Genomic DNA, 23,602 nt, shown 5'->3' with positions numbered 1-23,602 from the left:
GGGTTACGGCCCTTGTATGAGATCTAGTCCTCTACCTGGCCCTTCAAACGCGCTCGCGTTACTTCCAGTATTTTCCGTGCCAGCGCCTGGTCTTCGGCGCTGCGCGACAATACAAGTGCCCCCACTAGGGTGGCCAGCATGACGATGCTCAGGTCTTTGGCGTCGGGGCCTTCGCCCAGGGCTTTTTCCAGTTGTTTCAAGCGTGCTTCGATGACAGCATCGCTTGTGGCGCTGGGGTCGCCGCGCTGGCCCAGTTCCGAGCACATGGTCGGTAGTGGGCAGCCCTGGTGTGGGCTGGTGACGTGCCATTCGGAGAGATAGCTGTCGATGAAGGCCTGTACCGGTTTGTCCTGGCTGAACAACATCTCGCAGTGCGCGTCCAGTTCTGCCGCTGCGACTTGTAGGGCCTCTTCCACCAGCTCGTCCTTGGACTTGAAGTGTGCGTAGAAGCCGCCGTGGGTCAGGTTCAGCGCTTTCATCAGGGGTTGCAGGCCCGTGGCCCCGATCCCGTCGCGGCGAAAGCGTACAGAAGCTTCTTTAATGATGCGTTGGTGGGTCTGGGCTTTGTGGTCAGGTGAATAACGCATAGGGCTGCCTCGGTTACAGGCTGGCATTCTAACTAACTTGTATCGATTTACACGTATGTCCTCTATCGGGGACGTTGGCATGGAAAGTGATTACCTCTATGCAGAAGATTGTTCAACAACCGTGAGATAGGCATGGCGCTCAGCTTGTCTTTAGCCGACCAGATTGCTCTTGAGTTGCGCGCTGACATCATCGGCGGGCGGCTTTTTCCGGGCATGCCGTTGGTTGAGGTTGAACTGGTGAAGGCCTATAACGCATCGCGCAATACGATTCGCGAAGCCTTGCATCGACTAGGCCAGGAAGGGCTGACCCGTTATGTGCGTAATAAAGGGGTCATGGTCCGACGGCTGGAGCGAGAGGAGGTGCGCGATCTGTTTGTAGTGCGTCGCACCCTGGAGTTGCAGGCCATTGCCCAGAGCGGCCCGCTGTCAGAGGATCAATCCGAGCGTATGCAGAACGCCATCGACGCTACCACATTGGCCCGCGAGCGTGAGGACTGGCGTGCGGTTGCCACTCACAGCCTGATGTTCCACCAGCAGATTGTCGGCTTGATGCGCAGCCCTTTGTTCGATGAGTTTTTTTCCCAGGTCATCGCCCAGTTGCGGTTGGTATTTTGCGCAGCCCCCGACGAGCAGCGTTTCCAGTTGCCATGGTTGGAGCGCGATCGCGAGATTTACACGTTATTGGTCCAGCAGGATCAAACGGCGGCAGGGGAGGCTTTGAGCCTGTACCTGGATGATTCGGAACATCTGTCCCTGGCCTTGTTTAGCCACCCTTGATCGAGGATCTGCATCATGTACAAAGACTATCCGGCCGCTTATCAGGTCAGTAAGGGTTCAGCGCTGCAGGTCGATACAGCATTTTACGAGCGCATTCGTGACCAAAAGCAGCAACGTACGTTGATCGAGCAGTTCGAAGTGCCGATTCGCACGGGCAGGGCATGGAAGGTGCCGGCCGGGCATGTGTTTCGTGTCACCACACCGGTGGGGCCTCAGGTTGGCGACTTCAACGTGTGGAACGCCAATGACCCCCGCGAACGCCTGTGGGCGGCACGCACGCGCCAGTTGCAGGGCGCTCATGTGAGTACCCATGACCGCTTGTGGTCGAACCTGCCGTTTCTGCGTCCGCTGGTGACGATCACCGACGACAGCCTGGCCGGCTATGGCATCGACGAGCATGGCGGGCGGCTCCACGACCTGCTGGGTACCCGCTGCGATCCGTATGTGAACCGCATGCTCACTGGCGAAGACTTCCATCACCACTGCCACTCCAACCTGACGCGTGCGGTATTGCCCCACGGCCTGACGGAATTTGACGTGCATGACGTACTGAACATTTTCCAATGCACCGGCCTTAATCATGACGATATGTACTTCATGAAGGCGTGTCCGGCGCAGAAGGGCGACTACCTGGAGTTTTTTGCCGAGATTGATCTGCTGTGTGCGTTGTCCACGTGCCCGGGCGGTGATTTATCGCTGCCGATGTGGGGGCCTGAAGCGCAGGACCCGCTGACGGTGTGCCGTCCTTTGGGGGTTGAGATCTACAGGTTGGAGGACGAGTTGCTTAGCGGCTGGAGCCAGCCAGAACGTGCTGCCTATAAAGGGCAGCACGGTTTGCATATTGCTAAAGCGGCTTGGGAGTGAACCGGCTCAGCGGTCCTGCGCATCCTTGGCGTCCGCCTGGGCGTTGCGCTCGGCCACGCGCTTGCGTTGTTCGTCGGTGAGTTCCACCTTGTTGGCACTGTCACGCAGCATCATCAAACCACCGACGATCGAACCGATCGCGACCACCATAATCAACCACGCATACCACGGCATAAGGCTCTCCTTGAGGCGGATCACCGTGGGAGAATTTTCCCACGGTAATAACTGCTTTGAGCAACAGGCTTTCTGAGTAGTTCATTGTAGGCCTGTTCCGCCTCCTTAACTCAGAGCCCGGTCAACATTGCATCGGCCGGTGCGTCGGCGCGGTCTTGCGCAGTCATTTGGAAGTAGATGAACCCTGCCAGCATGAAGCCCAGGAAGATCAACCCGATCAGCGCGTTGAACCAGGCCATCGCCACCAGGCAGACCATCGCCAGCACCAGCGCAATGCCCGGCACGATCGGATAACCCGGCGCCCGGAAGGTGCGCTCCAGCAATGGCTCCGTCTTACGCAGTTTGAACAGGCTGAGCATGCTCATGATGTACATCACGATGGCCCCGAACACCGCCATGGTGATCATCGCCGCGGTCAACGTCATGCCGCCCAGGTTGATCAGGCCGTCGCTGTAGATGGCGGCAATACCGACTACGCCACCGGCGATGATTGCCCGGTGCGGTGTCTGAAAACGCGACAGTTTGGCCAGGAACGGTGGTAAGTAGCCGGCGCGAGCCAGGGCGAAGAACTGGCGCGAGTAGCCCAGGATGATGCCGTGGAAACTCGCCACCAGGCCAAACAGACCGATCCATACGAGCATATGCAACCAGCCGGAGCTGTCGCCCACCACGGTTTTCATCGCTTGAGGCAATGGGTCGTTGATGTTCGACAGGGTGCGCCAGTCGCCAACGCCACCGGCGAAGAACATTACACCCATGGCCAAGAGCACCAGGGTCAGGATGCCGCTGATATAGGCTTTTGGAATGGTGCGCTTTGGATCTTTGGCTTCCTCGGCCGCCATGGCCGCGCCTTCGATGGCCAGGAAAAACCAGATCGCAAACGGAATCGCCGCAAACATCCCGGCAATCGCCGGTGCGCCGAAGGTGTCAGAGCCCGCCCAGCCATTCAGCGCAAAGTGGCTGAAACTGAAGGCCGGGGCCACCACGCCCATGAACACCAGCAGTTCTGCGACGGCCAATACGCACACCACCAGCTCAAACGTTGCTGCGAGCTTCACCCCGAGGATGTTCAAGCTCATGAACACGATGTAGGCACCCACGGCCGCGTGTTTCGGATCCAGTGCCGGAAACTGCACATTCAGGTAGGCGCCGATGGCCAAGGCAATGGCGGGCGGGGCGAAGACAAATTCGATCAAGGTGGCGAGGCCGGCGATCAGGCCCCCTTTTTCGCCAAAGGCGCGACGGCTGTAGGCAAACGGCCCGCCGGCGTGAGGAATGGCGGTGGTCAGCTCGGTGAAGCTGAAGATAAAGCAGGTGTACATGGCCGCGACCATCAGCGAGGTCACCAGGAAGCCCAGCGTACCCGCCACACCCCAGCCATAGCTCCAGCCGAAGTATTCGCCGGAAATCACCAGCCCGACCGCAATGCCCCACAAATGCAGGGTGCCTAAAGTGGGTTTGAGTTGTGTGTTCATCGTGTTGCTCTCCCTGAACCGGTTGGAATGATTCAGGGTGTTGCAGTGGGCATGCCAGCCTGAGAATCATTGTCGTAAAGCGGCGCAACTGTCGCCACGGGGACGGTTTGGCGTTTGAAATTTCCCGTCAATGCACCACGTGAGTGCAGTGTTGGCTCAACTGACGCCATCGCGGGCAAGCCCGACTCCCACACTGGACAGCGTTTGAGCAGGATATGCACGGTCCAATGTGGGAGCCGGGCTTGCCCGCGATGAGGGCCTCAAATTCACCACAAATCCCCCTGTAAACCCCGCATAAACCCACTCTTTACGCCGTCTTTACGCCCCACCCATACCCTCGCTCTCGTTCCTTTACGCCACTCCTGCCGACAATTGCCCCACACGCGGCACTCGCCGCTAAACGGAGAGACTTCCATGAGCGTTCTGGACGGGGTGTCACTGCTATTGGCCGTGGCGCTGTTCATTTATCTGCTGGTTGCGCTGTTACGCGCGGATCGGAACTAGGAGCTGGCCATGCACAGTTATGACTATTGGCTGATCATTGCCTTCTTCGCCGTGGTGCTGGTGCCCGCGCCGTTCCTGGGGCGGTTCTACTACAACGTGATGGAAGGCCAGCGTACCTGGCTCACGCCGGTGCTTGGCCCGGTGGAACGCGCCTGTTATCGCCTGTCGGGCGTGGATGAGCATCAAGAACAAAGCTGGCAAAAATACACGCTGGCCTTGCTGGCATTTAACCTCGCAGGCTTTGTGCTGTTGTTCGCGATCCTGCTGTTCCAGGACTATCTCCCACTAAACCCGCAGAAATTGCCCGGCCAGGAATGGACGCTAGCCTTCAACACTGCGATCAGTTTCATGACCAACACCAACTGGCAGTCCTACAGCGGTGAGGCTTCCCTGAGCTACCTCAGCCAGATGGTTGGCCTGACCGTGCAGAACTTCGTCAGCGCTGCCACGGGGCTCGCCGTGCTGGTCGCGTTGTGCCGTGGGATTGGTCGCAAGTCCACCAAGACACTCGGCAACTTCTGGGTCGACATGACCCGCGCTACCCTCTACGGCCTGCTGCCACTGTGCCTGGTGCTGGCGCTGTTCCTGGTGTGGCAGGGCGTGCCGCAAACCTTCGCCCATTATGTGAATGCCGTGACGATGCAGGGCGTGGACCAGGTGATTCCACTGGGCCCAGCGGCCAGCCAGATTGCGATCAAGCAACTGGGCACCAACGGTGGCGGCTTCTTCGGTGTCAACTCGGCGCACCCTTTTGAGGATCCGACGGCGTGGGCCAACCTGTTCGAAATGGCGGCGATCATCCTGATCCCGGTGGCGCTGGTGTTCACCTTCGGCCATTACGTGAAAGACCTGCGCCAGAGCCGCGCCATTCTCGGCTGTATGCTGGCGTTGTTCATCATCGGCGGCGCGACCTCGCTGTGGGCCGAATACCAGCCCAACCCGGCGCTGAGCAACCCGGCTGTCGAACAGACCGCTCCGCTGGAAGGTAAAGAGGCACGCTTCGGCACCACTGGCACTGTGTTGTGGTCGGTGGCCACCACTGCGGCGTCCAACGGCTCGGTCAACGGCATGCAGGACAGCGTCAACCCGCTCACCGGCATGGTGTCGCTGGTCAACATGATGGTCGGCGAAGTGATCTTCGGCGGCGTCGGCGCCGGAATGTACGGCATGTTGCTCAACGTGCTGATCGCCGTGTTCCTCGCCGGCCTGATGATCGGACGTACTCCGGAATACCTGGGCAAAAAACTCCAGGCCAAGGAAGTGCAGTTGCTGGTGGTGACCTTGCTGGTGATGCCAATTGGCACTCTGGTATTGGGCGCGATTGCTGCCAGCCTGCCTGGCCCGGCCGGTGCCATCAGCAACCCTGGCCCCCATGGTTTCAGCCAGTTGCTGTACGCCTACACATCGGCCAGTGCCAACAACGGTTCGGCATTCGGCGGCTTCAGCGCCAACACCACGTTCCACAACCTGATGTTGAGCCTGAGCATGTTGCTCGGTCGCTTCGGCTACATCCTCCCGGTACTGGCCCTGGCCGGCAGCCTGGCGATGAAGAAAACCGCACCGATCGGCCAGAACAGCTTCCCGACCCATGGCCCGCTGTTCGTGACCCTGTTGACCGTGACCATCTTGCTGGTGGGCGGCCTGACCTTCCTGCCGACGCTGGCGTTGGGGCCTATTGCTGAACACTTGAGCATGGGCTTCTAAGGGGATATGAAAATGAATATGCCTGCAAAAAATGCTGCCCCTGTGACCACACAGGAGTCAGCCAAGACTGCAATCTCCGCCCTGTGGCGCCCGGCGCTGGGCCAGGCGTTCGTCAAGCTGGACCCGCGCCAGTTGCAACGCTCGCCTGTGATGCTGGTGGTCGAACTGACTGCCATCCTCACCACCGTGTTGTGTTTTGTGCCCGACACGGCAGTGCCGACTTACGTCGCGGTGCAAATCGCCGTGTGGCTGTGGTTCACCGTGCTGTTTGCCAACTTCGCCGAAGCCCTGGCCGAAGGTCGCGGCAAGGCCCGCGCCGACAGCCTCAAGGCCGGCAGTGAAGGCCTGAGCGCACGGCGCAAGGAAGCCGATGGCAGCTTCAAGGTGGTGCCGGCCACCAGCCTGCGCAAAGGTGACGTGGTGCGCGTCGCCGCCGGGGAAATGATCCCCGGTGACGGCGAAGTTATCGAAGGCATCGCGGCGGTCAACGAAGCGGCGATCACCGGTGAATCCGCGCCGGTGATCCGCGAGTCCGGGGGCGACCGTTCGGCCGTCACCGGCAACACCCGGCTGGTATCCGACTGGCTGCTGATCCGCATCACCGCCAATCCGGGCGAGTCCACCCTCGACCGCATGATCGCCCTGGTAGAAGGCGCCAAACGCCAGAAAACCCCCAACGAGGTCGCGCTGGATATCTTGCTGATCGGCCTGACGCTGATCTTCCTGCTGGTGGTGGTGACCCTGCAGCCGTTCGCCCACTTCGCCAATGGCAGCTTGCCGTTGGTGTTCCTGGTCGCACTGCTGGTGACGCTGATTCCTACCACCATCGGCGGCTTGCTGTCGGCCATCGGTATTGCCGGTATGGACCGCCTGGTGCGCCTCAACGTGATCGCCAAATCCGGTCGTGCAGTAGAGGCGGCGGGCGACGTGCACGTGTTGCTGCTGGACAAGACCGGCACCATCACCTTCGGCAACCGTCGCTGTGCGGCGGTGATCGCAGCACCCGGTGTGAGTGGCCGGGACCTGGCCGAGGGCGCTCTGTTGGCGTCGTTGGCGGACGACACGGCGGAAGGCAAGTCCATCGTTGAATACCTGCGTGCCTTGCACCCTCAGGCCGAACCGACCCTGGATCAGTTGACCTCCGTGCCGTTCAGCGCGGAAACCCGGTTGTCCGGTGTCGATTACCAGGGCCGTGTGTTCCGTAAAGGCGCGGTGGATTCGCTGCTCGCTTTCATCGGCCAACAACGTCGTGACTTGCAACCTGCGCTGTCGCGTGAAATCGACAAGATCGCCCAGAGCGGCGGTACCCCGTTGCTGGTGTGCGCCGATGGTAGATTGCTGGGCGCGATCCACCTCAAAGACGTGGTCAAACCCGGTATCCGCGAACGTTTCGCCGAGCTGCGCAAGTTGGGGATTCGCACCGTGATGGTCACCGGCGACAACCCGTTGACCGCCGCGGCGATTGCCGCTGAAGCCGGTGTGGATGACGTGCTGGCCGAGGCCACCCCGGAGAAAAAGCTCGCGCGCATTCGCCATGAGCAGAACGACGGCCGCCTGGTTGCCATGTGCGGCGACGGCGCCAACGACGCCCCGGCGCTGGCCCAGGCTGACGTCGGCATGGCCATGAACGACGGCACCCAGGCCGCTCGTGAGGCCGCCAACATGGTCGACCTCGACAGCGACCCGACCAAGCTGCTGGATGTGGTGCAGATCGGTAAAGAGTTGCTGGTGACCCGTGGCGCGCTGACTACCTTCTCCATCGCCAACGACGTGGCCAAGTACTTCGCGATCCTGCCGGCGCTGTTTGCCTCGATCTACCCGCAACTGGGCGTGCTCAACGTGATGCACCTGCAGAGCCCGCAGAGCGCGATTCTCTCGGCCATCGTGTTTAACGCCTTGATCATCGTGGTGCTGATTCCCCTGGCGTTGCGCGGTGTGCGCGTGCAAGCGGCGAGTGCGGCAGCGTTGCTGCGTCGCAACCTGCTGATCTACGGGCTGGGCGGGATTTTGGTGCCGTTCGTGGGCATCAAGGCCATCGACATGCTGCTGACGGCGCTGCACCTGGCGTAACCCTAACTCTCGTAGGAGCCGGCTTGCCGGCGATCGGTCCGACACGGTGCAACTGACCCACCACCATCGCCGGCAAGCCGGCTCCTACAGATCCAATGTGAGGAAGTTGAAATGTCTAACATCATCCGCCCAGCCCTGAGCCTGTTGGTGCTCATGAGCCTGATCACCGGCGTCGCCTACCCGCTGGTGGTCACCGGCGTCGCTCAAGTGGCTTTCCCTGACCAGGCCAATGGCAGCCTGGTGCACGACGCCAGCGGCAAGGTGGTGGGCTCCAGCCTGATCGCCCAGGATTTTACCGGCGACACCTGGTTCCACCCGCGCCCCTCGGCCGGTGCTTTCGCCACCGTTTCCAGCAGTGCCAGCAACTTGAGCCCCAGCAACCCGGCACTGGCGACACGTATCTTCGACGATGCCAACAAACAATTGGTACCTGGCCAAGGCCCCGTGCCCTTGGCCTCGCTGACTACCTCTGGCAGCGGTCTTGATCCACACTTGCCTCCACAGGCGATTGCCTATCAACTGGCGCGAGTGGCTGCCGCACGGAATGTACCGGTGTCGACCTTGCAACGGTTGCTGGATGAACACATCGAAAGCCCGCTGATCGGGCCTCCGGTGGTGAACGTGCTGGCGCTGAACATGGCCCTGGAAAAGTTGTAAGCAGTGCTGGCGCCATCGCGGGCAAGCCCGGCTCCCACATATGGTTGTTGTTCGACGTTAGTGGTCGAGTGCGCTCAAGATCGCATGGGCCACCTTAACCCGCTCCCCATTCGGGTAGTTCTTGTTCGCCAGGATCACCACGCCCAGGCCTTTGCTGGGCACGTAGGCCACGTAGGCACCAAAGCCATTGGTGGAGCCGGTTTTATTCACCAGCGTATCCGCGTGCGGCGCCTGTGGCGGGGTCAGCCAGTTGACCGTGTGCGGTTCCCGGGCCATGGGTGTCGAGTTACCCGCGAGCAGCGCGTCGAGCTTGATGGGGTAGGGGTACATCTCCCAGCCCAGCCCCTGGGTCATGCCGTCTACGGTGTAGTAACCGGTGTGCGTGGCCGCGATGGCTTGCTGCAACGGCTTGGCCAGGCCCTCGGGGTTCATGTTCACTTCCACGTATTTGAGCAAGTCAGCAGCGCTGGTCTTCACGCCGTAGGCTTCGCTGTCCATCGCGCCGGGGCCGACACGTACCGGCTTGCCATCGTTGCCATAGCCTTGGGCGTACAGCTTCATCTGGCTGGCCGGCACCTGGATGAAGGTGTGTTTCAGGCCCAGTTGGGGAAGCAGGGTTTTTTCCATCAACTGATCGAACGGCTGCTTGAGGCTTTGCGCGGCCAGGTGGCCGAACAGGCCCAGGCTGGGGTTGGAGTACAAGCGATGGGTGCCCGGGGCGAAATCGGGTTTCCAGTGCTGGTAGTAGCTGATCATGCGTTGGGCGTTGTCGGCCTCTGCCGGAAACTGCAGGGGCAGGCCGCCGGCGGTGTAGGTGCCGAGTTGGAGCACGCTGATGTGGTCGAACGTGTCGCCCTTCAAGGCGGGCAGGTACTGGCTGGCCGGGGCCGCCAGGTCGAGCTTGCCAGTGGCCACGGCATAGCCGGCGAGGGTGGCGGTGAAGGTCTTGCTCACCGAGCCAATCTCGAACAGGGTGTTTTCGCTGACCGGCTGCCTGGCGTCCTTGGAGGCGACACCGTAGTTAAAGTATTGTGCCTTGCCGTCCTGTACCACGCCGACGACGAGGCCCGGAATAGACTGTTGTTGCATCAACGGTTTGACGCTGGCGTCCACCACGGCGCGCAGGTCGCTCGCGGCCAGGCACTGGCCCGCGCCGATAAAGAGTGCCAGTGCGGTGAAATTACGCACTCCAGACAGTAAAGAGTGAGGCATGATATCGCTTCCATGAGAGTGATCGATTGAATGGATAGCCTGCGCGGGCGTGGCAAATGTAGGCAGTTCGGCGGCTTCGGACAAACGATCATATCTCGCCCCAGCCATTAGTTAATTTTGGGTCAGGCATGCTGCGTTCCCATCTTCCCCTCAACGCCTTGCGCGCCTTCGAGGCCTCCGCCCGGCATTTGAGCTTCACCCGGGCGGCCATCGAGTTGTGCGTCACCCAGGCCGCGGTCAGCCATCAGGTCAAGAGCCTGGAGGCGCAGCTGAATGTCACCCTGTTCAAGCGCCTGCCTCGGGGCTTGATGCTGACCAGCGAAGGCGAGACCTTGCTGCCGGTGGTGCGTGAGTCCTTCGACCGTATCGCCCAGACCCTCAGCCAGTTCGAAGGCGGCCACTACCGCGAAGTGCTCACCGTGGGCGCGGTCGGCACCTTTACCGTGGGCTGGCTGCTGCCACGCCTGGGGGATTTCCAGGCGCGCTACCCCTTTATCGACCTGCGCTTGTCGACTCACAACAACCGCGTCGACGTCGCCGCCGAAGGTTTGGACTACGCGATCCGTTTCGGTGCCGGCGCCTGGCACGGCACGGACGCCTGCCAGTTGCTCGAAGCCCCGTTGACCGTGCTGTGTGTGCCCCAGCTGGCCGAGCAACTGCACACCCCCGCCGATCTGTTGAAACATACGCTGTTGCGCTCCTACCGTGCCGATGAGTGGACCCAATGGTTCCAGGCCGCCGGCCTGCCTGCCGACACCCTGGTGCCGCGCAGTATCGTGTTCGACTCTTCCTTGGCGATGATGGAAGCCGCGCTGCAAGGGATCGGCGTGGCCCTTGCGCCAGCGATGATGTTCTCGCGGCAGTTGGCAAACGATGCGATCCGCCAGCCGTTCGACGTGGGCATCACCACGGGCAGCTATTGGCTGACACGCTTGCAATCGCGGGCGGAGACCCCGGCGATGTCGGCCTTCAAGGGCTGGCTGACGGAAGTCATCGGGCAGGCATGAAATTTTATTCGTGAAACAAAATGAAACATTCAAGCCGGGCTAACCTCTACCGTACCCCGACCTGAGTGCATTCATGAAAAGTCCGCGTCCCTCCGCCCGCATCCCTCACCTCACTCAACTCCGTAACCTGAAAATGGCCCGTTCCGCCCACGCCTACGTGCGTGGCAGCACAGTGCAGTTCTACGAATGGCTGCACAGCCAGCGCGGCCGGCGCTTGCCCCACGGCCCGGCGATCTGGATCTGCGGCGATTGCCACGCGGGCAACCTGGGGCCGACCGGCGATACCAAGGGCCGCATCGACATGCATATCCGCGACCTTGACCAGACCGTGATCGGTAACCCGGCCCATGACCTGGTGCGCCTGGCGCTCTCATTGGCCACGGCGGCACGCGGCTCGGACCTGCCCGGTGTGACCACCGCACGCATGCTTGAAGAAATGATGGTGGGCTACGAGCAGGCCTTTAAAGACAAGCCTGATGAAGTGCCACCGCGCCCGTCCCAGGTCAAGGCGGGCATGCGCAGTGCGGTAGAACGCACGTGGAAAAACCTGGCGCGTGAACGCATCGAAAATGCCCGGCCGACCATTCCGCTGGGCAAGCATTTCTGGTCGTTGTCGCGGGCAGAAAAAAGCGCGCTGGCCAGCGTCTGTGCTTCGGACGAGATCCACCAGTTGGTCACCTCTCTCAAGGGGCGCCCCAAGGATGCCAAGGTCGAACTGCTGGACTCGGCCTATTGGGTCAAGGGCTGCAGCTCCCTGGGCCTGTTGCGTTACGCCGCGTTGCTGGGTGTGGGTGACAAGGACGACCAGGAGTACTGCCTGATCGATATCAAGGAAGCCGTCGGCGCCGCGGCACCCCGTGCCCCGCGCGCGAAGATGCCTCGGGACAACGGTCGTCGGGTGGTGGAGGGCGCCCGCCAACTGTCCCCTGGGTTGGGTGAACGGATGGTGGCGACGCGGTTTCTGGACCACGGTTTTTTCATCCGAGAACTGTTGCCTCAGGACATGAAGCTGGAGCTGGACGAACTGAGCGAGATTGATGCCATGCACGCCGCCGGTTACCTGGCGCGTGTGGTCGGCATTGCCCATGCCCGGCAGATGGACCGTGACACGCGCAAGGACTGGATGGCGGTGTTGCAGGAAAACCGCTCCAAACAGCTGGATGCGCCGTCGTGGTTATGGACCAGCGTGGTGCAGTTGGTGGGCAGCCACGAGCAGGGGTATCTCAACCATTGCCGGCGGTATGCCCTGGAACATTGACCCGGAAAACACCAAAAAACCCCTGTAGGAGCCGGCTTGCCGGCGATAGCAGTGTGTCAGGCGACCTATTCATGTCTGAATGACCGCTATCGCCGGCAAGCCGGCTCCTACAGGTTGTGAGTTCAAGCCAGGTACTTGCGGAACCAGCCCAGGGTTCTTTCCCACGCCAGGTTCGCCGCCGCTTCGTCATAACGCGGCGTCGAGTCGTTATGAAAACCGTGGTTGGCCCCCTTGTAGATAAACGCCTCGTACGTCGTGCCCGCCGCCTTCAACGCCTTTTCATACGCCGGCCAACCTTCATTGATCCGCGTATCCAACTCGCCGTAATGCAGCATGATTGGCGCCTTGATGCGCGGCACGTCCTTGGCCTCGGGCTGGCGCCCATAGAACGACACCGCAGCGCCCAGTTCCGGGTAGGCCACCGCCGCCGCATTGGTCACGCCGCCGCCATAGCAGAAGCCAGTGATGCCGACCTTTCCGGTGCTGCTGTCGTGGTGCATCAGCCATTCGATGGCGGCGAAGAAGTCGTTCATCAGCTTTTCGGGGTCGACTTTCTGTTGCAGCTCCACGCCTTTTTCATCGTTGCCCGGGTAGCCGCCCACCGAGGTCAGGCCGTCCGGCGCCAGGGCGATGAACCCGGCCTTGGCCAGGCGCCGTGCGACGTCTTCGATATAGGGGTTCAGGCCGCGATTCTCATGCACCACCACCACGGCCGGCAGCTTGCCGCTGGCCTTGGCCGGGCGCACCAGATAGCCGCGCACCGTGCCATTGCCCTTGGGCGAAGGGTAGGTGATGTAGTCGGCGATGATGTCCGGGTCGGTGAACTTCACCTGTTCGGCCAGGGCGTAGTTGGGGCTAAGGGCAGCGAGCAGGGCCGAGGCGGTGAGGCCGCCAAAGGTGAACAGCGCGGCGCGGTCGAGAAATTCACGGCGGTTGATCTTGCCGTGGGCGTAGCCGTCGTAGAGTTCCAGCAATTGGGGGGCAAAATCTTTCGCGGTGAGACGAGTCATCGGTGCAATCCTCAATTAGCGGTGGCAATCAATGTAGACCAGGTTCAACCCTCGCGGCCATGGGCGGCAGCGGCCAATTGCCCGGTGTCGACGCGCACGAACACCGAGTCGCCAATGGCCGTCAGCACGTCGCCGGCGTACACCTCGCAGACCACGCGGCTCTTGCGCCCTACATCGCCTTCGACGCGCGCGCGCAGGGTCAGCGTAACGCCCATGGGTGTCGGCTTGATGAATTTGATGCCCAGGTTGCCGGTCACGCAGTCGATGCGCGGCAAACTGCCCGGTTCACGCCCCTCGGCGCGGTAGTGGTAGGCCATGGCGGTCCAGTTGGAATGGCAGTCCACCAGCATGGCAATCAGGCCGCCGTAGACCAGGTCGGGCCACCCGGTGAATTGATCCTGCGGCAGGTGTTCGGCGATCACGTGGATGCCATCGGCATCCCAACGGCTCTTGATGTGCAGGCCGTGCGGGTTGCTCCCGCCGCAGCCGTAACAGATGCCCTCGGGCGCGGTGGTGTCCTGCAGGGAGGGGGTGTGCATGGGAAGTCCTTATTGTTCTGGGCGACTACTCTGTTTAGCAGGACACACGCCGGATGGGAATAAATCCGTGCCATGGCGTGTTAGCTCAGCACGTGTGTCCTTTTCTCTTGCGGAGTGTTCCCTGATGCGTCGAATGGCCCCAGTCGTCCTGCTGGCTCTTGTCTTCGGTTGGTTGTCCAGTGCCCAGGCCGTGGAGTACCAGGACGTCAACCGCACCGCCAGCCAGATCAGCTTCACCTTCCAGCAGTTCGGTCAGCGGGTGTACGGCACCTTCAGCCAGTTCGAAGGCACGTTGACGTTCGACACGCAAAAGCCCGAGGCAGGGCACGCGTTACTGAAGATCCAGCTGGCCAGCATCGACGCCGGCAGCCCCGATGCCAATGACGAGTTGCAACGCGCCTCGTGGTTCGACACCGCGACCTACCCGGTGGGTGTCTACGAGTCCACCGCGGTCAAAGCGCTGGGCGACAACCGCTTCAAGATCAGCGGCAACCTGACGATCAAGGGCATCACCCAGCCGGTGGATATCGATGTGCTGCTCAAGGAGCAGAGCGGTATCGGCGTGTTCGACGGTGAGTTTGTGCTCAAACGCGGCGACTTCAAGATCGGCGAGGGTGAGTGGGCGGGCAACAGCGTGGTGTCTGACGCCATCAACATCAAGTTCAAGATGGTTGCACCCCAGCGCTAGCGCGCAAACTTCTTGGCCCCGGCCACGCAGCCGATCACCGCAACGGTCACCAGTACCATGCCGAGGCTGACCTGTTCATGCAGCAGGCCGGCGGCCAGCGCCAGGCCAAAGAACGGCTGCAGCAACTGCAACTGGCCAACCGCGGCAATGCCACCCTGGGCCAGGCCGCGGTACCAGAACACAAAGCCGATCAGCATGCTGAACAACGACACGTAACCCAGGCTGAGCCAGGCCGGCAGGCTGATACCGGTGAGGCTGTGCGGCGCCAGCGCCAGGCTGAACGGCACCACCACCGGCAGCGACACCACCAGTGCCCAGCAGATCACCTGCCAGCCACCCAGGCTGCGCGACAGCTTGGCGCCCTCGGCGTAACCCAGGCCGCACACCAGCACCGCCAGCAGCATCAACAGGTCGCCGGCCGGTGCCGCGCTCAGGCCCTGAGCCAAGGCGTAGCCCATCACCAGCACACTGCCCAGGATCGAAAACAGCCAGAACACCGGGCGCGGGCGCTCGCCACCGCGCAGCACGCCGAAAATGGCAGTGGCCAACGGCAGCAGGCCGATAAACACGATGGAGTGCGCCGAGGTCACGTATTGCAGTGCCAAGGCAGTGAGCAGCGGAAAGCCGATCACCACGCCCAGGGCTACCACTGCCAGGGGGACCCACTGGTGGCGTGCGGGGCGTTTTTCCTTGAAGGCCTTCAACAGCAGCAACCCCAAGACGGCAGCGAGTGTGGCGCGGATCATGGTCAGGAACACCGGGTCGAACTCCATCACCGCCAGGCGCGTGGCCGGCAATGACCCGCTGAAAATCACCACGCCGATAAAGCCGTTGATCCAACCCTGGGTACTGGTGTCCAGGGTGCTGAGTCGTGAAGTACGTTCCATGGGAAGAGGCCCGAAAAAGAAAAGTTGCGTGGCGCTCATCCTAGGATTGAAGATAAAGACAATCAAAAAATTGTCATGGATACATCGCCCATGCCTCGCGCTCGCTACAAGTCCTTGGTCGACGCCTTTGCCCAGAGCATTCGCTCCGGCGAAATGCCCCCTGGCACGCGCCTGCCTACCCATCGCCAATTGGCTGCCGACCACGGCCTGGCATTGGTCACCGCCAGCCGGGTGTACACGGAATTGGAGGCCATGGGCCTGGTCAGCGGTGAAACCGGGCGCGGAACCTTCGTGCGCGAGATCGCCTTGCCCCCAGGGCAGGGCAGTGGGCAGATGACCCTGGCCACCGGCATGCTCGACCTCAACTTCAACTACCCCTCGTTGCCGGGTCAGGCGGATCTGTTGCGCACGGCGTTGCGCCAATTGGCACTCTCCGGTGACCTGGAAGCCCTGTTGCGATACCAACCCCATGCCGGCCGTCTGCATGAGCGCGCGGCCGTGGCGCGCCATTTGTTGAGCCGGGGGCTGGCGGTGGAGGCCGAGCATGTGCTGGTGGTCAGTGGCGCCCAGCATGGCTTGGCAGTGGCGATGATGACGTTGCTCAAGCCTGGGGATGTGATCGCGGTCGACGCCTTGACGTATTCCGGGTTCAAGGTGCTGGCCGAAACCCTGCACCTGGAAATCGTCGCCATCGCGGTGACGCCCAACGGCCCGGACCTGGACCACCTGCACAGCCTGTGTCGCAAGCGCCCGGTACGCGCTGTCTACAGCATCCCGACTTTGCACAACCCGCTGGGTTGGGTGATGAGCCTGGAGCAGCGTGAACGGTTGGCGGCGATTGCCCGTGAACACGCGTTGATGATCATCGAAGACGCGGCTTACGCCTTCCTGGCAGAGGATGCGCCGCCGCCGATGGCGACGCTGGCACCTGAGCGCACGGTGTATATCGGTGGGTTTTCCAAAAGTGTTGCCACCGGTTTGCGGGTCGGTTTTATCGCTGCGCCTTCAGCGCTGGTGAAGGGGTTGGAACGCACCATCATGGCCACCACCTGGAACGTGCCGGGGGTGATGAGTGCGATTGCCGTGGGTTGGATCGAAGACGGCACCGTCGCGCAGTTGGAAGCCCAAAAGCGTCAGGATGCTCAGGCGCGGCAAGCGCTGGCGGCGCAGGTGTTGAGGGAGGTGGATTACATCAGCCATCCATCGTCGTACTTTTTATGGCTACCGCTGGCGGAAGACATGCGCGCCGATCAGATCACCATGGCGCTACAACGGGAAAACATCTCGGTGTCCACTGCCGAGCCGTTCGCGGTGTCAGCGACGGTGCCCCATGCGCTGCGCCTGGCGTTGGGCTCGGTCACGATGCCGGCGCTGCGCGAGGCACTGCTGGCGGTGCGCAAGGTCGTGATGTGGTGAGCCGACGGGCGCGGCTCACCCACGGGCCTCAGTACTTGTAAGCCTGACGGCCGATCAGCAGCCATTTGCCTTTTTGTTTCTGCCAGACCTGGAAGTTGTCGATGTCGGTCGGCACTTCGACGCCGCTGTTCACCGCCAGGGCATGGAAGTGGTTGCGCACCAGGGCGGTGTCGCCATCCAGGGTGATGGTCTGGTTCTGCATTTCAAGGGTCTTGAAGGCGCTGGTGTGGGTTTCCAGGTCGGCGATGAATTGCGCCTTGTTCTGCACCTTGCCGCTGGAGTGGCCATAGGTGAGTTTGTCGGAAGTCAGCGCGTGCAGTTGCTTGAGGTCCAGGTGCAGCATGGCTTGGGTCAGTTGGTCGACCGCTTGGGCCACATCCTTTTCGGCAGGGGCAGGCGCTGCTGCGACGTAGCCGGTGAACAGGCACAGAAAACCGATCAGCACTTTGACGTTTTGCATGGGTGTTTCCTTATTGTTGTGGGGGTGACACGACTGGCTTAAGTTGTCGTACAACCATGCAATATTTACCGGCGAGAAGGAAAGTGAAATTTTGAAATATCTCGAAAATATTCAGCGATAAGCTGTTCTAAGCGAAGTTTGATCTTGTACGACGTCCCAACACGTTGAGATCTTCAGACGTGCAGTGCGTGCGGCTTCCTGCACCAGTAGCACATCGCTATGCTATGGCCCAAATAACAAACCACTTCGAGGGACAGAATGGATTTTGACTGGCACAGCGGTTCCATCACCCGCGCCACCCCCGTGACCCCGCGCTATAAAAACACCCAGAACGTTCGCCGCTTCATGCTTGAACACTGCGGCCCTGCGTTCAAATTCGACCGGGCATTCATGGCCTGGATTCGCAACGGCCAGCCCAAGACTCTGGGCGATGTGGTGCAAGAATGGCAACGTCGAAACCCGGAGGCACGCCCATGACACGCGACGAAAAATACCAGGCCGCCCAGCAGCGTATCGGCTATCTGCTGGAGGCGTTCAAGGTCGGTGGCAATTACACGCCGTTGGTGCGCGACGGCAACCACCTGTACATCAGCGGCCAGATCCCCCGTGTCGGCGACACGATTGTGCTGCCGGGCAAGGTCGGTGAAAGCCTGACCCTGGCCCAGGCGCAGGTGGCCGCCGGTATCAGCGCGCTGCGCTGCCTGGGGCTGCTCAAGCAGGCGCTGGGTTCGCTCGATCAGGTCAAGGCGATACCACGCATTGGTGTGTATGTGCGCAGTGCCGAAGACTTCGATCAGCAAAGTGAAGTGGCCAATGGCGCCTCGGACCTGCTGCATGAAATCCTCGGCGAGGCCGGGGTGCATACGCGTACTTCGGTCGGCGTGTTCCAGTTACCAAAATCGGCCGCCGTCGAGATCGAAATGCTCGCCATTGCCCACGACTGACCCGAAGGATTGATAAGGGATGATCACCGAAGGAATGGTGGTGCTGGTGCGATACGCCGTTCACCTGGCCCCGGGGCTGGCGTTGTTTGGCCTGTGGTTCGCGCTCACGCCCAGGGCGCTGGCCGCAATGCGTATCCTGATTTTGCTCGCGGCGTTTGTGCTGATGCGCGACGCAATGACGCCCCTGGGCATGTGGCGGTTGGGCAGCGAGGTGCAGATCGCGTTCACCGCCAATGCGTTTGTGTTGGCGGCGCTGGGCGGTTTGTCGGTGATGTTGATCCTGCTGCTGCCGCTCGCGGCGCCGGACCTGTGGCGGCTGATTCGCTGGTCCATTGGCAACCCGATTGCCGGCCTGGCGGTCGGGTTCGCGGTGGGTGGCCTGATTGGCGTGCCGTTGCGGATTTACCAGGGGATCGACGCCGCTGACTTCCACGGCTACTGGGTGTGGTTGCCGGGCATGGTGGTGCTGGCCTATGGCGCCAATGCATTGGAAGAAGTGCTGTTTCGCGGGTGCTTGCAGGGTTATCTGGAACAGCAGGTCTCTCCCCTGCGGGCGGCGTTGATCAGCGGCGTGGCCTTTGCGGCCTGCCATGCATTCCTGGCGTTGAGTGTGACCCAACTGGGCTGGCCGATATTGGCCTTCACCCTGATTGAAGGCCTGGCCTGCGCGCTGGTGCGCCTGCGCTACGGCGTGCTGCCCGCCACCGTGGCCCATGGCACGGCAATCCTGCTGATCGCCGTGCCGTACATGGCTTGAGGCGAAACCCGATCCAACTGTAGGAGCTGGCTTGCCAGCGATGACGGTGAATCAGACAGACCGCTATCGCCGGCAAGCCGGCTCCTACAGAGACCGTGTTCAGCACGTGGCTTGAGGTGAAACCCGATCCAACTGTAGGAGCTGGCTTGCCAGCGATGGCGGTGAATCAGACAGACCGCCATCGCCGGCAAGCCGGCTCCTACAGGGGCCGTGTTAGTCCGTGGCCAGCGCGGGGGTGCGGGGTGGGATCTGGCGTTTGCTGCCGGTGGCTTCATAGGCGGCCGCCAGGCGCAGCAAGGTGGAGTCATCATAGGCACGCCCCGCAAACGTCAGGCCCACCGGCATGCCAATGTCCGCCATCACGCCCATCGGCACGGTCACGGTCGGCACGCCCAGGTGGCGGATCGCGAGGTTGCCGTTGGCCACCCAGATGCCGTTGCTCCAGGCGATGTCGGCGGAGGCTTCGTTGACGTCGGCATCCGCCGGGCCCACGTCGGCCACGGTGGGGAACAGCACGGCGTCCAGCCCCAGGGTGTCCATCCAGTCTTCCAGGTCCAGGCGGCGGGTTTGTTCCAGGCCGCGCAAACCGTCCGGCACGGTGCTGATTTCATTCCAAGGGGTGATGCCGCGCTGGGCCATGCGTACGTATTCGTCCATGCCAGCGGCCAGGTCGTCTTCACGGTTGGGCAGGGTGCCCGGGTCGTGAGGGAAGATCTTCGGCCCGTCCACATCCGCCAGGCGGTTCAAGGTCGGGTCGCCGTTGGCGCGCAGGAAATCATCGAAGGCCCAGGCCGACAGTTCCCACAGCTCATCGTGCAGGAACTCCTTGGACACCAGGCCCCGGGTGAACACCGTTGGCGCGCCAGGGCGGTCGCCTTCGCAGTTGGAGACCAGTGGGAAATCCACCTCGATCACTTCGGCGCCGGCCGCTTCCAGCGCCTGGCGTGCGGCTTGCCACAATGTAATCACAGAGGCACGGGTGTTGATCTTTTGCCCGGTTGGCCCGCCAATCCCGGGCTTTTCGCTGGTGCCAGCCTCAGGGTCAGCATTGATGTACATGCGCGGCACACCGAAACGCTTGCCGGCTAGGGCGGCGCTGCCAGCGGCCAATTCAGCATAGGACGCCGGGCGCACCGAGGCCACGCTCGGGATCGGCACCCAAGGCTGCAGCCGCCACAGGTCGCCACGGGTGTCCGGGTCTTCGGCAACCACCACGTCGAGCACTTCCAGCAGGTCGGCCATGGTGCGGGCGTAGGGCACCACCACGTCCATGGTCGGCGTCAGCGGCCAGTTGCCGCGCACCGAAATCACCCCACGGGAAGGGGTGTAGGCGCACAGGCCATTGTTGGAGGCCGGGCCGCGACCGCTCGACCAGGTTTCTTCAGCCAGGCCGAACGCCGCAAAGCTGGCAGCGGTGGCGGTGCCGGCACCATTCGAGGAGCCGGAAGCAAACGGTGCGGTGAGGAAGTTGGCGTTATACGGGCTTTCGGCGCGGCCATAGACGCCACGCTGCATGCCGCCATTGGCCATCGGCGGCATGTTGGTCTTGCCCAGGCAGATGGCGCCACCGGCGCGCAGGCGTTCGATGGTGAAGGCGTCACGATGGGCGGTGAGCTTGGCAAATGCCGGGCTGCCCGAAGCGGCTGTGAGGCCCTTGACCAGGTAGCTGTCTTTGGCGGTATACGGGATGCCATCCAAGGGCCCCAGGGTTTCGCCCTTGGCCCGGCGCGCGTCGGAGGCCCGGGCTTCTTCCAGGGCCTGGGGGTTGCGCACCACCACCGCGTTCAGTGCGGTCGCGGTCTGCGGGCCATCGTAGGCATCGATCCGCGCCAGGTACGCCTGGACCAGTTCAACGGCAGTGGTCTGGCCGGTTTCCAGCGCAGCGCGCAATTGGGCAATGGAGACTTCGGTAACTTGCATCACGTTTTTTTCGCCGCCTTCAAGTGGGAGGTATGGCGGCAGTCTACGTACAGATATTTCACAAAACCAGCGCCGCATGGTCGGCATAGGCCGCACGCATGACCTGCCAGGTGTGCTCGTCGGCGGGAATCAGGTGTTCGATTCGCAGCGAGGTCAGGGTGATGTCCTGGGGCATGCCAAAGGTGGTGAAGGTCGACAGGAAGTTCAGCTCGCCCTGGCTTGAGCGGATGCGTGTGAGCACCAACGGCGGCATTTGCGCGGGCAGCTCGGTGCTGTCGGGCACCGGCAAGGTGGCCAGCAAGGCCGCCAGTTCGGGGTTGCCCAGTGCTTCGCGGGTTGCTCGTTGCCAGGCGAGGGTGCGGATCTCCTCGGCATTGATCAGGTGGTCGCCCAGGCCACTCGGTTGCAGCAGGGTGGTGAGCAGGTTCAAGCCATCGGCCGCGTCCGCTTGCAGGCCGACCAGCCCGAACAGCACCCCAGCACTGGCATTCGCCGCCAGCACTTCCCAGTGGCTGCCCAGCAAAATCGCCGGAGCGGGGTTGTTGGCATGCAACACGTGGTGGACTGCTTCACGTACCGCCGCCATGGCGGGCGAGGCGAGCGGGGTGGCCGCGTAACGCGGGGCGTAGCCGGCGGCAAAGAACACCCGATTGGCGTGTTCCAGCGGCGCATCCAGGGCCGTCAACACCCGGTGCAGCGTGCCAGCGCTGGGCTTGGCACGCCCGGTTTCGATGCAACTGAGGTGGCGCTGGGAAACACCGGTGATCAGGGCCAGGTCCAGCTGGCTGAGCTTGGCGTTGCGGCGCAACTGGCGCAGCAGTTCGCCCGCGGGAGTGGGGGTGTCCATGAGGGTTTGATGACCTCCGAGGTCATTGCGAGGGCCGTCACCTTATCACTAGGGTGGGCCTCAATCACTCCAAGGAAGACGCCATGCGCAGACCTTATCTCGCCCTCGCCGCATTACTCGGCTTTTCGCTGTACACCCTGGCCACGATGCTGACGGCGCAGCAATCGTTGTTGGCGTTCGGGCTGGAACTGATGTCACGGCCCGACACCGCCCAGGTGGTCATCGACCTTTATCTGATGGCGGTGCTGGCGTGCGTGTGGATGTACCGGGATGCCCGCCGGCGTGGGCGCTCGGTGGCGTCGTTGGTGCCTTACTTTGTGCTGACGGCGGTGTTCGTTTCGGTGGGGCCGCTGTTGTATCTGGTGGTGAATGGAGGCCGCGATGAATGACCTGCTGAAGGTGTATGCGCTGTGTGTGCTGTTGCTGTGCCTGAAGATGTTTGCGATTTCCTGCTACCAGGGGTACTTCCGGTTACGGGGCTTGGCGTTTACCCATCGGGAAGACGCGGCGTTCTTCAAGCGTGCGGCCCAGCCAGAAGAACTGCCCCAGGTTGCCCGGGCGGCGAGGGCTTGGGCGAATGATCTGGAGAATATCCCGCTGTTTTTTGTGTTGGGTGGGTTATGTGTGGTGTTGGGGGATGACAGCGTCGCCTTCTTTTGGCTGTGCGGCGGTTTCACCCTGGCGCGCGTGACGCACACAGTGGCCTATCTGAAGAGGTGGCAGCCCTGGCGCACGTTGGCGTATGGGGTAGGTGTGGCCTGCCAGTTCGGCCTTGGAGTGTGCATCGTTGATTCAATGTAGGAGCTGGCTTGCCAGCGATAGCGGTCTGTCAGGCAATGGTTGTTTAACTGATGGACCGCCATCGCTGCGGTGCGACGATTCGACAAGCCAGCTCCTACAGGGGGGCTGGGGGGATTATGGGTTGAGGAAGGCCTGGTAGTTGTCCTTGGTGATCTGCTGGTAAGGGATGGTCAGTTCAGCGGTGTAGGGTTGTTTCTTCACCATCTTCACCGCCAGGTCGATGGCGCCCACGGCCTGGCCCTTGTTGTCCTGGTACGCCGTTACCAGCAACAGGCCTTTTTTCACGGCATCCAACCCGGCGGCGCCGCCGTCGCTGCCGGCGACCAGGATGTCCTTGCCCGGTTGCATGCCCGCCTGGCTGATCGCCATGGCCGCGCCAATCGCCATTTCATCCGCGTTCGCGGCAACCGCATCAATCCTGGTGCCCGAGACGATCCAGTTGTTCATCAGGTCGATCGCCTTGCTGCGCTGCCACTCGGCGCTTTGTTCCTCGACGATCTTGATGCCCGGGTACTCCTTGAGCACGTTCTTCACGCCCTGGGTGCGGTTGTGGGTGGCGTTGTTGGACAGCAGCCCGAGCATGATCGCAAGGTTGCCCTTGCCGCCCATTTTTTCCGCCAGGTAGCGCATCTGGATCTCACCGGCCTTGATCTCGTCGGAGCCGACATACCCCACGCCAGCCGGCACGTCCTTGAACTCCGGGCGGCGGTTGACGTACACCAGCGGCGTCTTGGCCTGCTGGGCATTGACGGTCATCTTCTGCGTGGCGGCGGTGTCCACGGCGTTGACGATAATCGCGTCCATGCCCTGGGCGGTGAAGTTTTGCACCTGGTTGAGCTGGCGCACCACATCGCCCTGGGCGTCTTCGAATTGCAGGGTCACGCCGGGCAGTTCTTTGGCGTGGGCTGCCATGTAGTCACGCATCTGCGCGAGGAACACATCGTCGACCTGAGCGATGCTCACGCCGATCCGTATATCCGCCAGCGCCCACGGGGTGATCGCCAGGGTAAAGAGTGCCGCAAGGACTTGCTTCTTCATGGGGGT

The 23,602-nt window shown here is 62.2% G+C and carries 26 protein-coding genes; 15 read left to right on the top strand and 11 right to left on the bottom strand.

The window, feature by feature from the left end; translation table 11 throughout:
* Positions 1 to 23: 23 nt before the first annotated feature.
* Positions 24 to 587 (bottom strand): TetR/AcrR family transcriptional regulator, encoded by a 564-nt coding sequence (locus tag AC07OV_RS02160; protein WP_494997839.1) that lies wholly within the window; start codon positions 585 to 587, stop codon positions 24 to 26.
* 132 nt (positions 588 to 719) lie between these two features.
* Between AC07OV_RS02160 and AC07OV_RS02155 the strand changes: the two genes are divergently transcribed.
* Positions 720 to 1,364 (top strand): GntR family transcriptional regulator, encoded by a 645-nt coding sequence (locus AC07OV_RS02155; protein ID WP_494997871.1) that lies wholly within the window; start codon positions 720 to 722, stop codon positions 1,362 to 1,364.
* A gap of 15 nt (positions 1,365 to 1,379) precedes the next feature.
* Positions 1,380 to 2,228, top strand: a complete 849-nt coding sequence (locus tag AC07OV_RS02150; protein ID WP_495091408.1) for an urea carboxylase-associated family protein — start codon at positions 1,380 to 1,382, stop codon at positions 2,226 to 2,228.
* Positions 2,229 to 2,234: 6 nt separating this feature from the next.
* Here the strand turns inward: AC07OV_RS02150 and AC07OV_RS02145 are convergent, their stop codons facing one another.
* Both AC07OV_RS02145 and eat read right to left on the bottom strand, forming a co-directional pair.
* Positions 2,235 to 2,402 (bottom strand): DUF2897 family protein, encoded by a 168-nt coding sequence (locus tag AC07OV_RS02145; RefSeq protein WP_003172675.1) that lies wholly within the window; start codon positions 2,400 to 2,402, stop codon positions 2,235 to 2,237.
* A gap of 110 nt (positions 2,403 to 2,512) precedes the next feature.
* Positions 2,513 to 3,877, bottom strand: coding sequence for an ethanolamine permease (gene eat / locus AC07OV_RS02140; protein ID WP_495091407.1), 1,365 nt, complete (start codon positions 3,875 to 3,877; stop codon positions 2,513 to 2,515).
* 414 nt (positions 3,878 to 4,291) lie between these two features.
* On the opposite strand from eat, the gene kdpF reads away from it, so the two are divergent.
* The 4 genes from kdpF (at position 4,292) to kdpC (ending at position 8,812) form a co-directional block, all read left to right on the top strand.
* Complete coding sequence (gene kdpF, locus AC07OV_RS02135) at positions 4,292 to 4,381, top strand: K(+)-transporting ATPase subunit F (protein WP_003218754.1); 90 nt, start codon at positions 4,292 to 4,294, stop codon at positions 4,379 to 4,381.
* 9 nt (positions 4,382 to 4,390) lie between these two features.
* On the top strand, positions 4,391 to 6,085 hold the full coding sequence (gene kdpA / locus AC07OV_RS02130) for a potassium-transporting ATPase subunit KdpA (RefSeq protein WP_495091406.1): 1,695 nt from the start codon (positions 4,391 to 4,393) through the stop codon (positions 6,083 to 6,085).
* Positions 6,086 to 6,097: 12 nt separating this feature from the next.
* Positions 6,098 to 8,155: a potassium-transporting ATPase subunit KdpB gene (kdpB, locus tag AC07OV_RS02125; protein ID WP_495091405.1), complete on the top strand. Its 2,058-nt coding sequence runs from the start codon at positions 6,098 to 6,100 to the stop codon at positions 8,153 to 8,155.
* A 111-nt stretch (positions 8,156 to 8,266) separates the two neighbouring features.
* Positions 8,267 to 8,812, top strand: a complete 546-nt coding sequence (gene kdpC, locus AC07OV_RS02120; protein WP_495091404.1) for a potassium-transporting ATPase subunit KdpC — start codon at positions 8,267 to 8,269, stop codon at positions 8,810 to 8,812.
* A 57-nt stretch (positions 8,813 to 8,869) separates the two neighbouring features.
* Here the strand turns inward: kdpC and ampC are convergent, their stop codons facing one another.
* Positions 8,870 to 10,024 carry a class C beta-lactamase gene (gene ampC / locus AC07OV_RS02115; protein ID WP_495091403.1) on the bottom strand — a complete coding sequence of 385 codons (1,155 nt, stop codon included), beginning with the start codon at positions 10,022 to 10,024 and terminating at the stop codon, positions 8,870 to 8,872.
* A gap of 128 nt (positions 10,025 to 10,152) precedes the next feature.
* Here ampC and AC07OV_RS02110 point away from each other — a divergent pair, with 128 nt between their 5' ends.
* Positions 10,153 to 11,031 (top strand): LysR family transcriptional regulator, encoded by an 879-nt coding sequence (locus AC07OV_RS02110; RefSeq protein ID WP_495091402.1) that lies wholly within the window; start codon positions 10,153 to 10,155, stop codon positions 11,029 to 11,031.
* Between the two features lie 73 nt (positions 11,032 to 11,104).
* A complete protein-coding gene (locus AC07OV_RS02105; protein WP_176995827.1) occupies positions 11,105 to 12,289 on the top strand; it encodes a DUF2252 domain-containing protein in 1,185 nt (394 codons plus the stop codon).
* A 122-nt stretch (positions 12,290 to 12,411) separates the two neighbouring features.
* On the opposite strand, the gene yghX is transcribed toward AC07OV_RS02105, so the two are convergent.
* Both yghX and AC07OV_RS02095 read right to left on the bottom strand, forming a co-directional pair.
* Complete coding sequence (gene yghX / locus AC07OV_RS02100) at positions 12,412 to 13,299, bottom strand: YghX family hydrolase (RefSeq protein ID WP_495091401.1); 888 nt, start codon at positions 13,297 to 13,299, stop codon at positions 12,412 to 12,414.
* A gap of 44 nt (positions 13,300 to 13,343) precedes the next feature.
* Positions 13,344 to 13,838 carry a PaaI family thioesterase gene (locus tag AC07OV_RS02095; protein WP_495091400.1) on the bottom strand — a complete coding sequence of 165 codons (495 nt, stop codon included), beginning with the start codon at positions 13,836 to 13,838 and terminating at the stop codon, positions 13,344 to 13,346.
* Between the two features lie 133 nt (positions 13,839 to 13,971).
* Here AC07OV_RS02095 and AC07OV_RS02090 point away from each other — a divergent pair, with 133 nt between their 5' ends.
* Positions 13,972 to 14,526 (top strand): YceI family protein, encoded by a 555-nt coding sequence (locus AC07OV_RS02090; RefSeq protein WP_176995830.1) that lies wholly within the window; start codon positions 13,972 to 13,974, stop codon positions 14,524 to 14,526.
* Here the strand turns inward: AC07OV_RS02090 and AC07OV_RS02085 are convergent.
* Complete coding sequence (locus AC07OV_RS02085; protein WP_495091399.1) at positions 14,523 to 15,413, bottom strand: DMT family transporter; 891 nt, start codon at positions 15,411 to 15,413, stop codon at positions 14,523 to 14,525. The two genes, AC07OV_RS02090 and AC07OV_RS02085, sit on opposite strands and share 4 nt — an antisense overlap.
* 90 nt (positions 15,414 to 15,503) lie before the next feature.
* Here AC07OV_RS02085 and AC07OV_RS02080 point away from each other — a divergent pair, with 90 nt between their 5' ends.
* Positions 15,504 to 16,829: an aminotransferase-like domain-containing protein gene (locus tag AC07OV_RS02080; RefSeq protein WP_495091398.1), complete on the top strand. Its 1,326-nt coding sequence runs from the start codon at positions 15,504 to 15,506 to the stop codon at positions 16,827 to 16,829.
* A gap of 28 nt (positions 16,830 to 16,857) precedes the next feature.
* Here the strand turns inward: AC07OV_RS02080 and AC07OV_RS02075 are convergent, their stop codons facing one another.
* Positions 16,858 to 17,289: a nuclear transport factor 2 family protein gene (locus tag AC07OV_RS02075; RefSeq protein ID WP_176995833.1), complete on the bottom strand. Its 432-nt coding sequence runs from the start codon at positions 17,287 to 17,289 to the stop codon at positions 16,858 to 16,860.
* A gap of 258 nt (positions 17,290 to 17,547) precedes the next feature.
* Here AC07OV_RS02075 and AC07OV_RS02070 point away from each other — a divergent pair, with 258 nt between their 5' ends.
* The 3 genes from AC07OV_RS02070 to AC07OV_RS02060 are packed head-to-tail and all read left to right on the top strand — an operon-like array spanning position 17,548 to position 18,990.
* On the top strand, positions 17,548 to 17,766 hold the full coding sequence (locus AC07OV_RS02070; protein ID WP_176995834.1) for a DUF6434 domain-containing protein: 219 nt from the start codon (positions 17,548 to 17,550) through the stop codon (positions 17,764 to 17,766).
* Positions 17,763 to 18,233 (top strand): RidA family protein, encoded by a 471-nt coding sequence (locus AC07OV_RS02065; RefSeq protein ID WP_494996007.1) that lies wholly within the window; start codon positions 17,763 to 17,765, stop codon positions 18,231 to 18,233. The genes AC07OV_RS02070 and AC07OV_RS02065 overlap by 4 nt, the downstream gene beginning before the upstream one ends.
* A 19-nt stretch (positions 18,234 to 18,252) precedes the next feature.
* Positions 18,253 to 18,990 carry a CPBP family intramembrane glutamic endopeptidase gene (locus AC07OV_RS02060; RefSeq protein WP_495091397.1) on the top strand — a complete coding sequence of 246 codons (738 nt, stop codon included), beginning with the start codon at positions 18,253 to 18,255 and terminating at the stop codon, positions 18,988 to 18,990.
* A gap of 213 nt (positions 18,991 to 19,203) precedes the next feature.
* Here AC07OV_RS02060 and AC07OV_RS02055 read toward each other — a convergent pair whose 3' ends face one another.
* Both AC07OV_RS02055 and AC07OV_RS02050 read right to left on the bottom strand, forming a co-directional pair.
* Positions 19,204 to 20,913 (bottom strand): amidase, encoded by a 1,710-nt coding sequence (locus AC07OV_RS02055; protein WP_495091396.1) that lies wholly within the window; start codon positions 20,911 to 20,913, stop codon positions 19,204 to 19,206.
* Positions 20,914 to 20,968: 55 nt separating this feature from the next.
* The gene (locus AC07OV_RS02050; RefSeq protein WP_495091395.1) at positions 20,969 to 21,757 is read right to left on the bottom strand and encodes a helix-turn-helix domain-containing protein; all 789 of its coding nucleotides are present in this window, start codon (positions 21,755 to 21,757) and stop codon (positions 20,969 to 20,971) included.
* Between the two features lie 83 nt (positions 21,758 to 21,840).
* Between AC07OV_RS02050 and AC07OV_RS02045 the strand changes: the two genes are divergently transcribed.
* Complete coding sequence (locus tag AC07OV_RS02045) at positions 21,841 to 22,146, top strand: DUF2834 domain-containing protein (protein WP_494996003.1); 306 nt, start codon at positions 21,841 to 21,843, stop codon at positions 22,144 to 22,146.
* Positions 22,139 to 22,558 (top strand): MAPEG family protein, encoded by a 420-nt coding sequence (locus AC07OV_RS02040; RefSeq protein ID WP_494996002.1) that lies wholly within the window; start codon positions 22,139 to 22,141, stop codon positions 22,556 to 22,558. The genes AC07OV_RS02045 and AC07OV_RS02040 overlap by 8 nt, the downstream gene beginning before the upstream one ends.
* A gap of 114 nt (positions 22,559 to 22,672) precedes the next feature.
* Here the strand turns inward: AC07OV_RS02040 and AC07OV_RS02035 are convergent, their stop codons facing one another.
* The gene (locus tag AC07OV_RS02035) at positions 22,673 to 23,596 is read right to left on the bottom strand and encodes a sugar ABC transporter substrate-binding protein (protein ID WP_176995841.1); all 924 of its coding nucleotides are present in this window, start codon (positions 23,594 to 23,596) and stop codon (positions 22,673 to 22,675) included.
* Positions 23,597 to 23,602 lie beyond the last annotated feature (6 nt).

Source organism: Pseudomonas sp. GW821-FHT09A09 (assembly GCF_059418405.1).
The sequence above is the reverse complement of the archived record's forward strand: the minus strand, read 5'-3'. Positions and strand labels throughout refer to the sequence as shown.

What these genes read in the sequence shown, in the direction of transcription:
- AC07OV_RS02145 (WP_003172675.1), bottom strand. Translation starts at nt 2,402, where the DNA reads ATGCCGTGGTATGCGTGGTTGATTATGGTGGTCGCGATCGGTTCGATC.
- kdpB (WP_495091405.1), top strand. Translation starts at nt 6,098, where the DNA reads ATGAATATGCCTGCAAAAAATGCTGCCCCTGTGACCACACAGGAGTCA.
- AC07OV_RS02155 (WP_494997871.1), top strand. Translation starts at nt 720, where the DNA reads ATGGCGCTCAGCTTGTCTTTAGCCGACCAGATTGCTCTTGAGTTGCGC.
- AC07OV_RS02105 (WP_176995827.1), top strand. Translation starts at nt 11,105, where the DNA reads ATGAAAAGTCCGCGTCCCTCCGCCCGCATCCCTCACCTCACTCAACTC.
- AC07OV_RS02035 (WP_176995841.1), bottom strand. Translation starts at nt 23,596, where the DNA reads ATGAAGAAGCAAGTCCTTGCGGCACTCTTTACCCTGGCGATCACCCCG.
- AC07OV_RS02045 (WP_494996003.1), top strand. Translation starts at nt 21,841, where the DNA reads ATGCGCAGACCTTATCTCGCCCTCGCCGCATTACTCGGCTTTTCGCTG.
- ampC (WP_495091403.1), bottom strand. Translation starts at nt 10,024, where the DNA reads ATGCCTCACTCTTTACTGTCTGGAGTGCGTAATTTCACCGCACTGGCA.
- AC07OV_RS02050 (WP_495091395.1), bottom strand. Translation starts at nt 21,757, where the DNA reads ATGGACACCCCCACTCCCGCGGGCGAACTGCTGCGCCAGTTGCGCCGC.
- AC07OV_RS02040 (WP_494996002.1), top strand. Translation starts at nt 22,139, where the DNA reads ATGAATGACCTGCTGAAGGTGTATGCGCTGTGTGTGCTGTTGCTGTGC.
- kdpA (WP_495091406.1), top strand. Translation starts at nt 4,391, where the DNA reads ATGCACAGTTATGACTATTGGCTGATCATTGCCTTCTTCGCCGTGGTG.
- eat (WP_495091407.1), bottom strand. Translation starts at nt 3,877, where the DNA reads ATGAACACACAACTCAAACCCACTTTAGGCACCCTGCATTTGTGGGGC.
- AC07OV_RS02110 (WP_495091402.1), top strand. Translation starts at nt 10,153, where the DNA reads ATGCTGCGTTCCCATCTTCCCCTCAACGCCTTGCGCGCCTTCGAGGCC.
- AC07OV_RS02080 (WP_495091398.1), top strand. Translation starts at nt 15,504, where the DNA reads ATGCCTCGCGCTCGCTACAAGTCCTTGGTCGACGCCTTTGCCCAGAGC.
- AC07OV_RS02150 (WP_495091408.1), top strand. Translation starts at nt 1,380, where the DNA reads ATGTACAAAGACTATCCGGCCGCTTATCAGGTCAGTAAGGGTTCAGCG.
- yghX (WP_495091401.1), bottom strand. Translation starts at nt 13,299, where the DNA reads ATGACTCGTCTCACCGCGAAAGATTTTGCCCCCCAATTGCTGGAACTC.
- AC07OV_RS02085 (WP_495091399.1), bottom strand. Translation starts at nt 15,413, where the DNA reads ATGGAACGTACTTCACGACTCAGCACCCTGGACACCAGTACCCAGGGT.
- kdpC (WP_495091404.1), top strand. Translation starts at nt 8,267, where the DNA reads ATGTCTAACATCATCCGCCCAGCCCTGAGCCTGTTGGTGCTCATGAGC.
- AC07OV_RS02160 (WP_494997839.1), bottom strand. Translation starts at nt 587, where the DNA reads ATGCGTTATTCACCTGACCACAAAGCCCAGACCCACCAACGCATCATT.
- AC07OV_RS02070 (WP_176995834.1), top strand. Translation starts at nt 17,548, where the DNA reads ATGGATTTTGACTGGCACAGCGGTTCCATCACCCGCGCCACCCCCGTG.
- AC07OV_RS02090 (WP_176995830.1), top strand. Translation starts at nt 13,972, where the DNA reads ATGGCCCCAGTCGTCCTGCTGGCTCTTGTCTTCGGTTGGTTGTCCAGT.
- kdpF (WP_003218754.1), top strand. Translation starts at nt 4,292, where the DNA reads ATGAGCGTTCTGGACGGGGTGTCACTGCTATTGGCCGTGGCGCTGTTC.
- AC07OV_RS02065 (WP_494996007.1), top strand. Translation starts at nt 17,763, where the DNA reads ATGACACGCGACGAAAAATACCAGGCCGCCCAGCAGCGTATCGGCTAT.
- AC07OV_RS02075 (WP_176995833.1), bottom strand. Translation starts at nt 17,289, where the DNA reads ATGCAAAACGTCAAAGTGCTGATCGGTTTTCTGTGCCTGTTCACCGGC.
- AC07OV_RS02095 (WP_495091400.1), bottom strand. Translation starts at nt 13,838, where the DNA reads ATGCACACCCCCTCCCTGCAGGACACCACCGCGCCCGAGGGCATCTGT.
- AC07OV_RS02060 (WP_495091397.1), top strand. Translation starts at nt 18,253, where the DNA reads ATGATCACCGAAGGAATGGTGGTGCTGGTGCGATACGCCGTTCACCTG.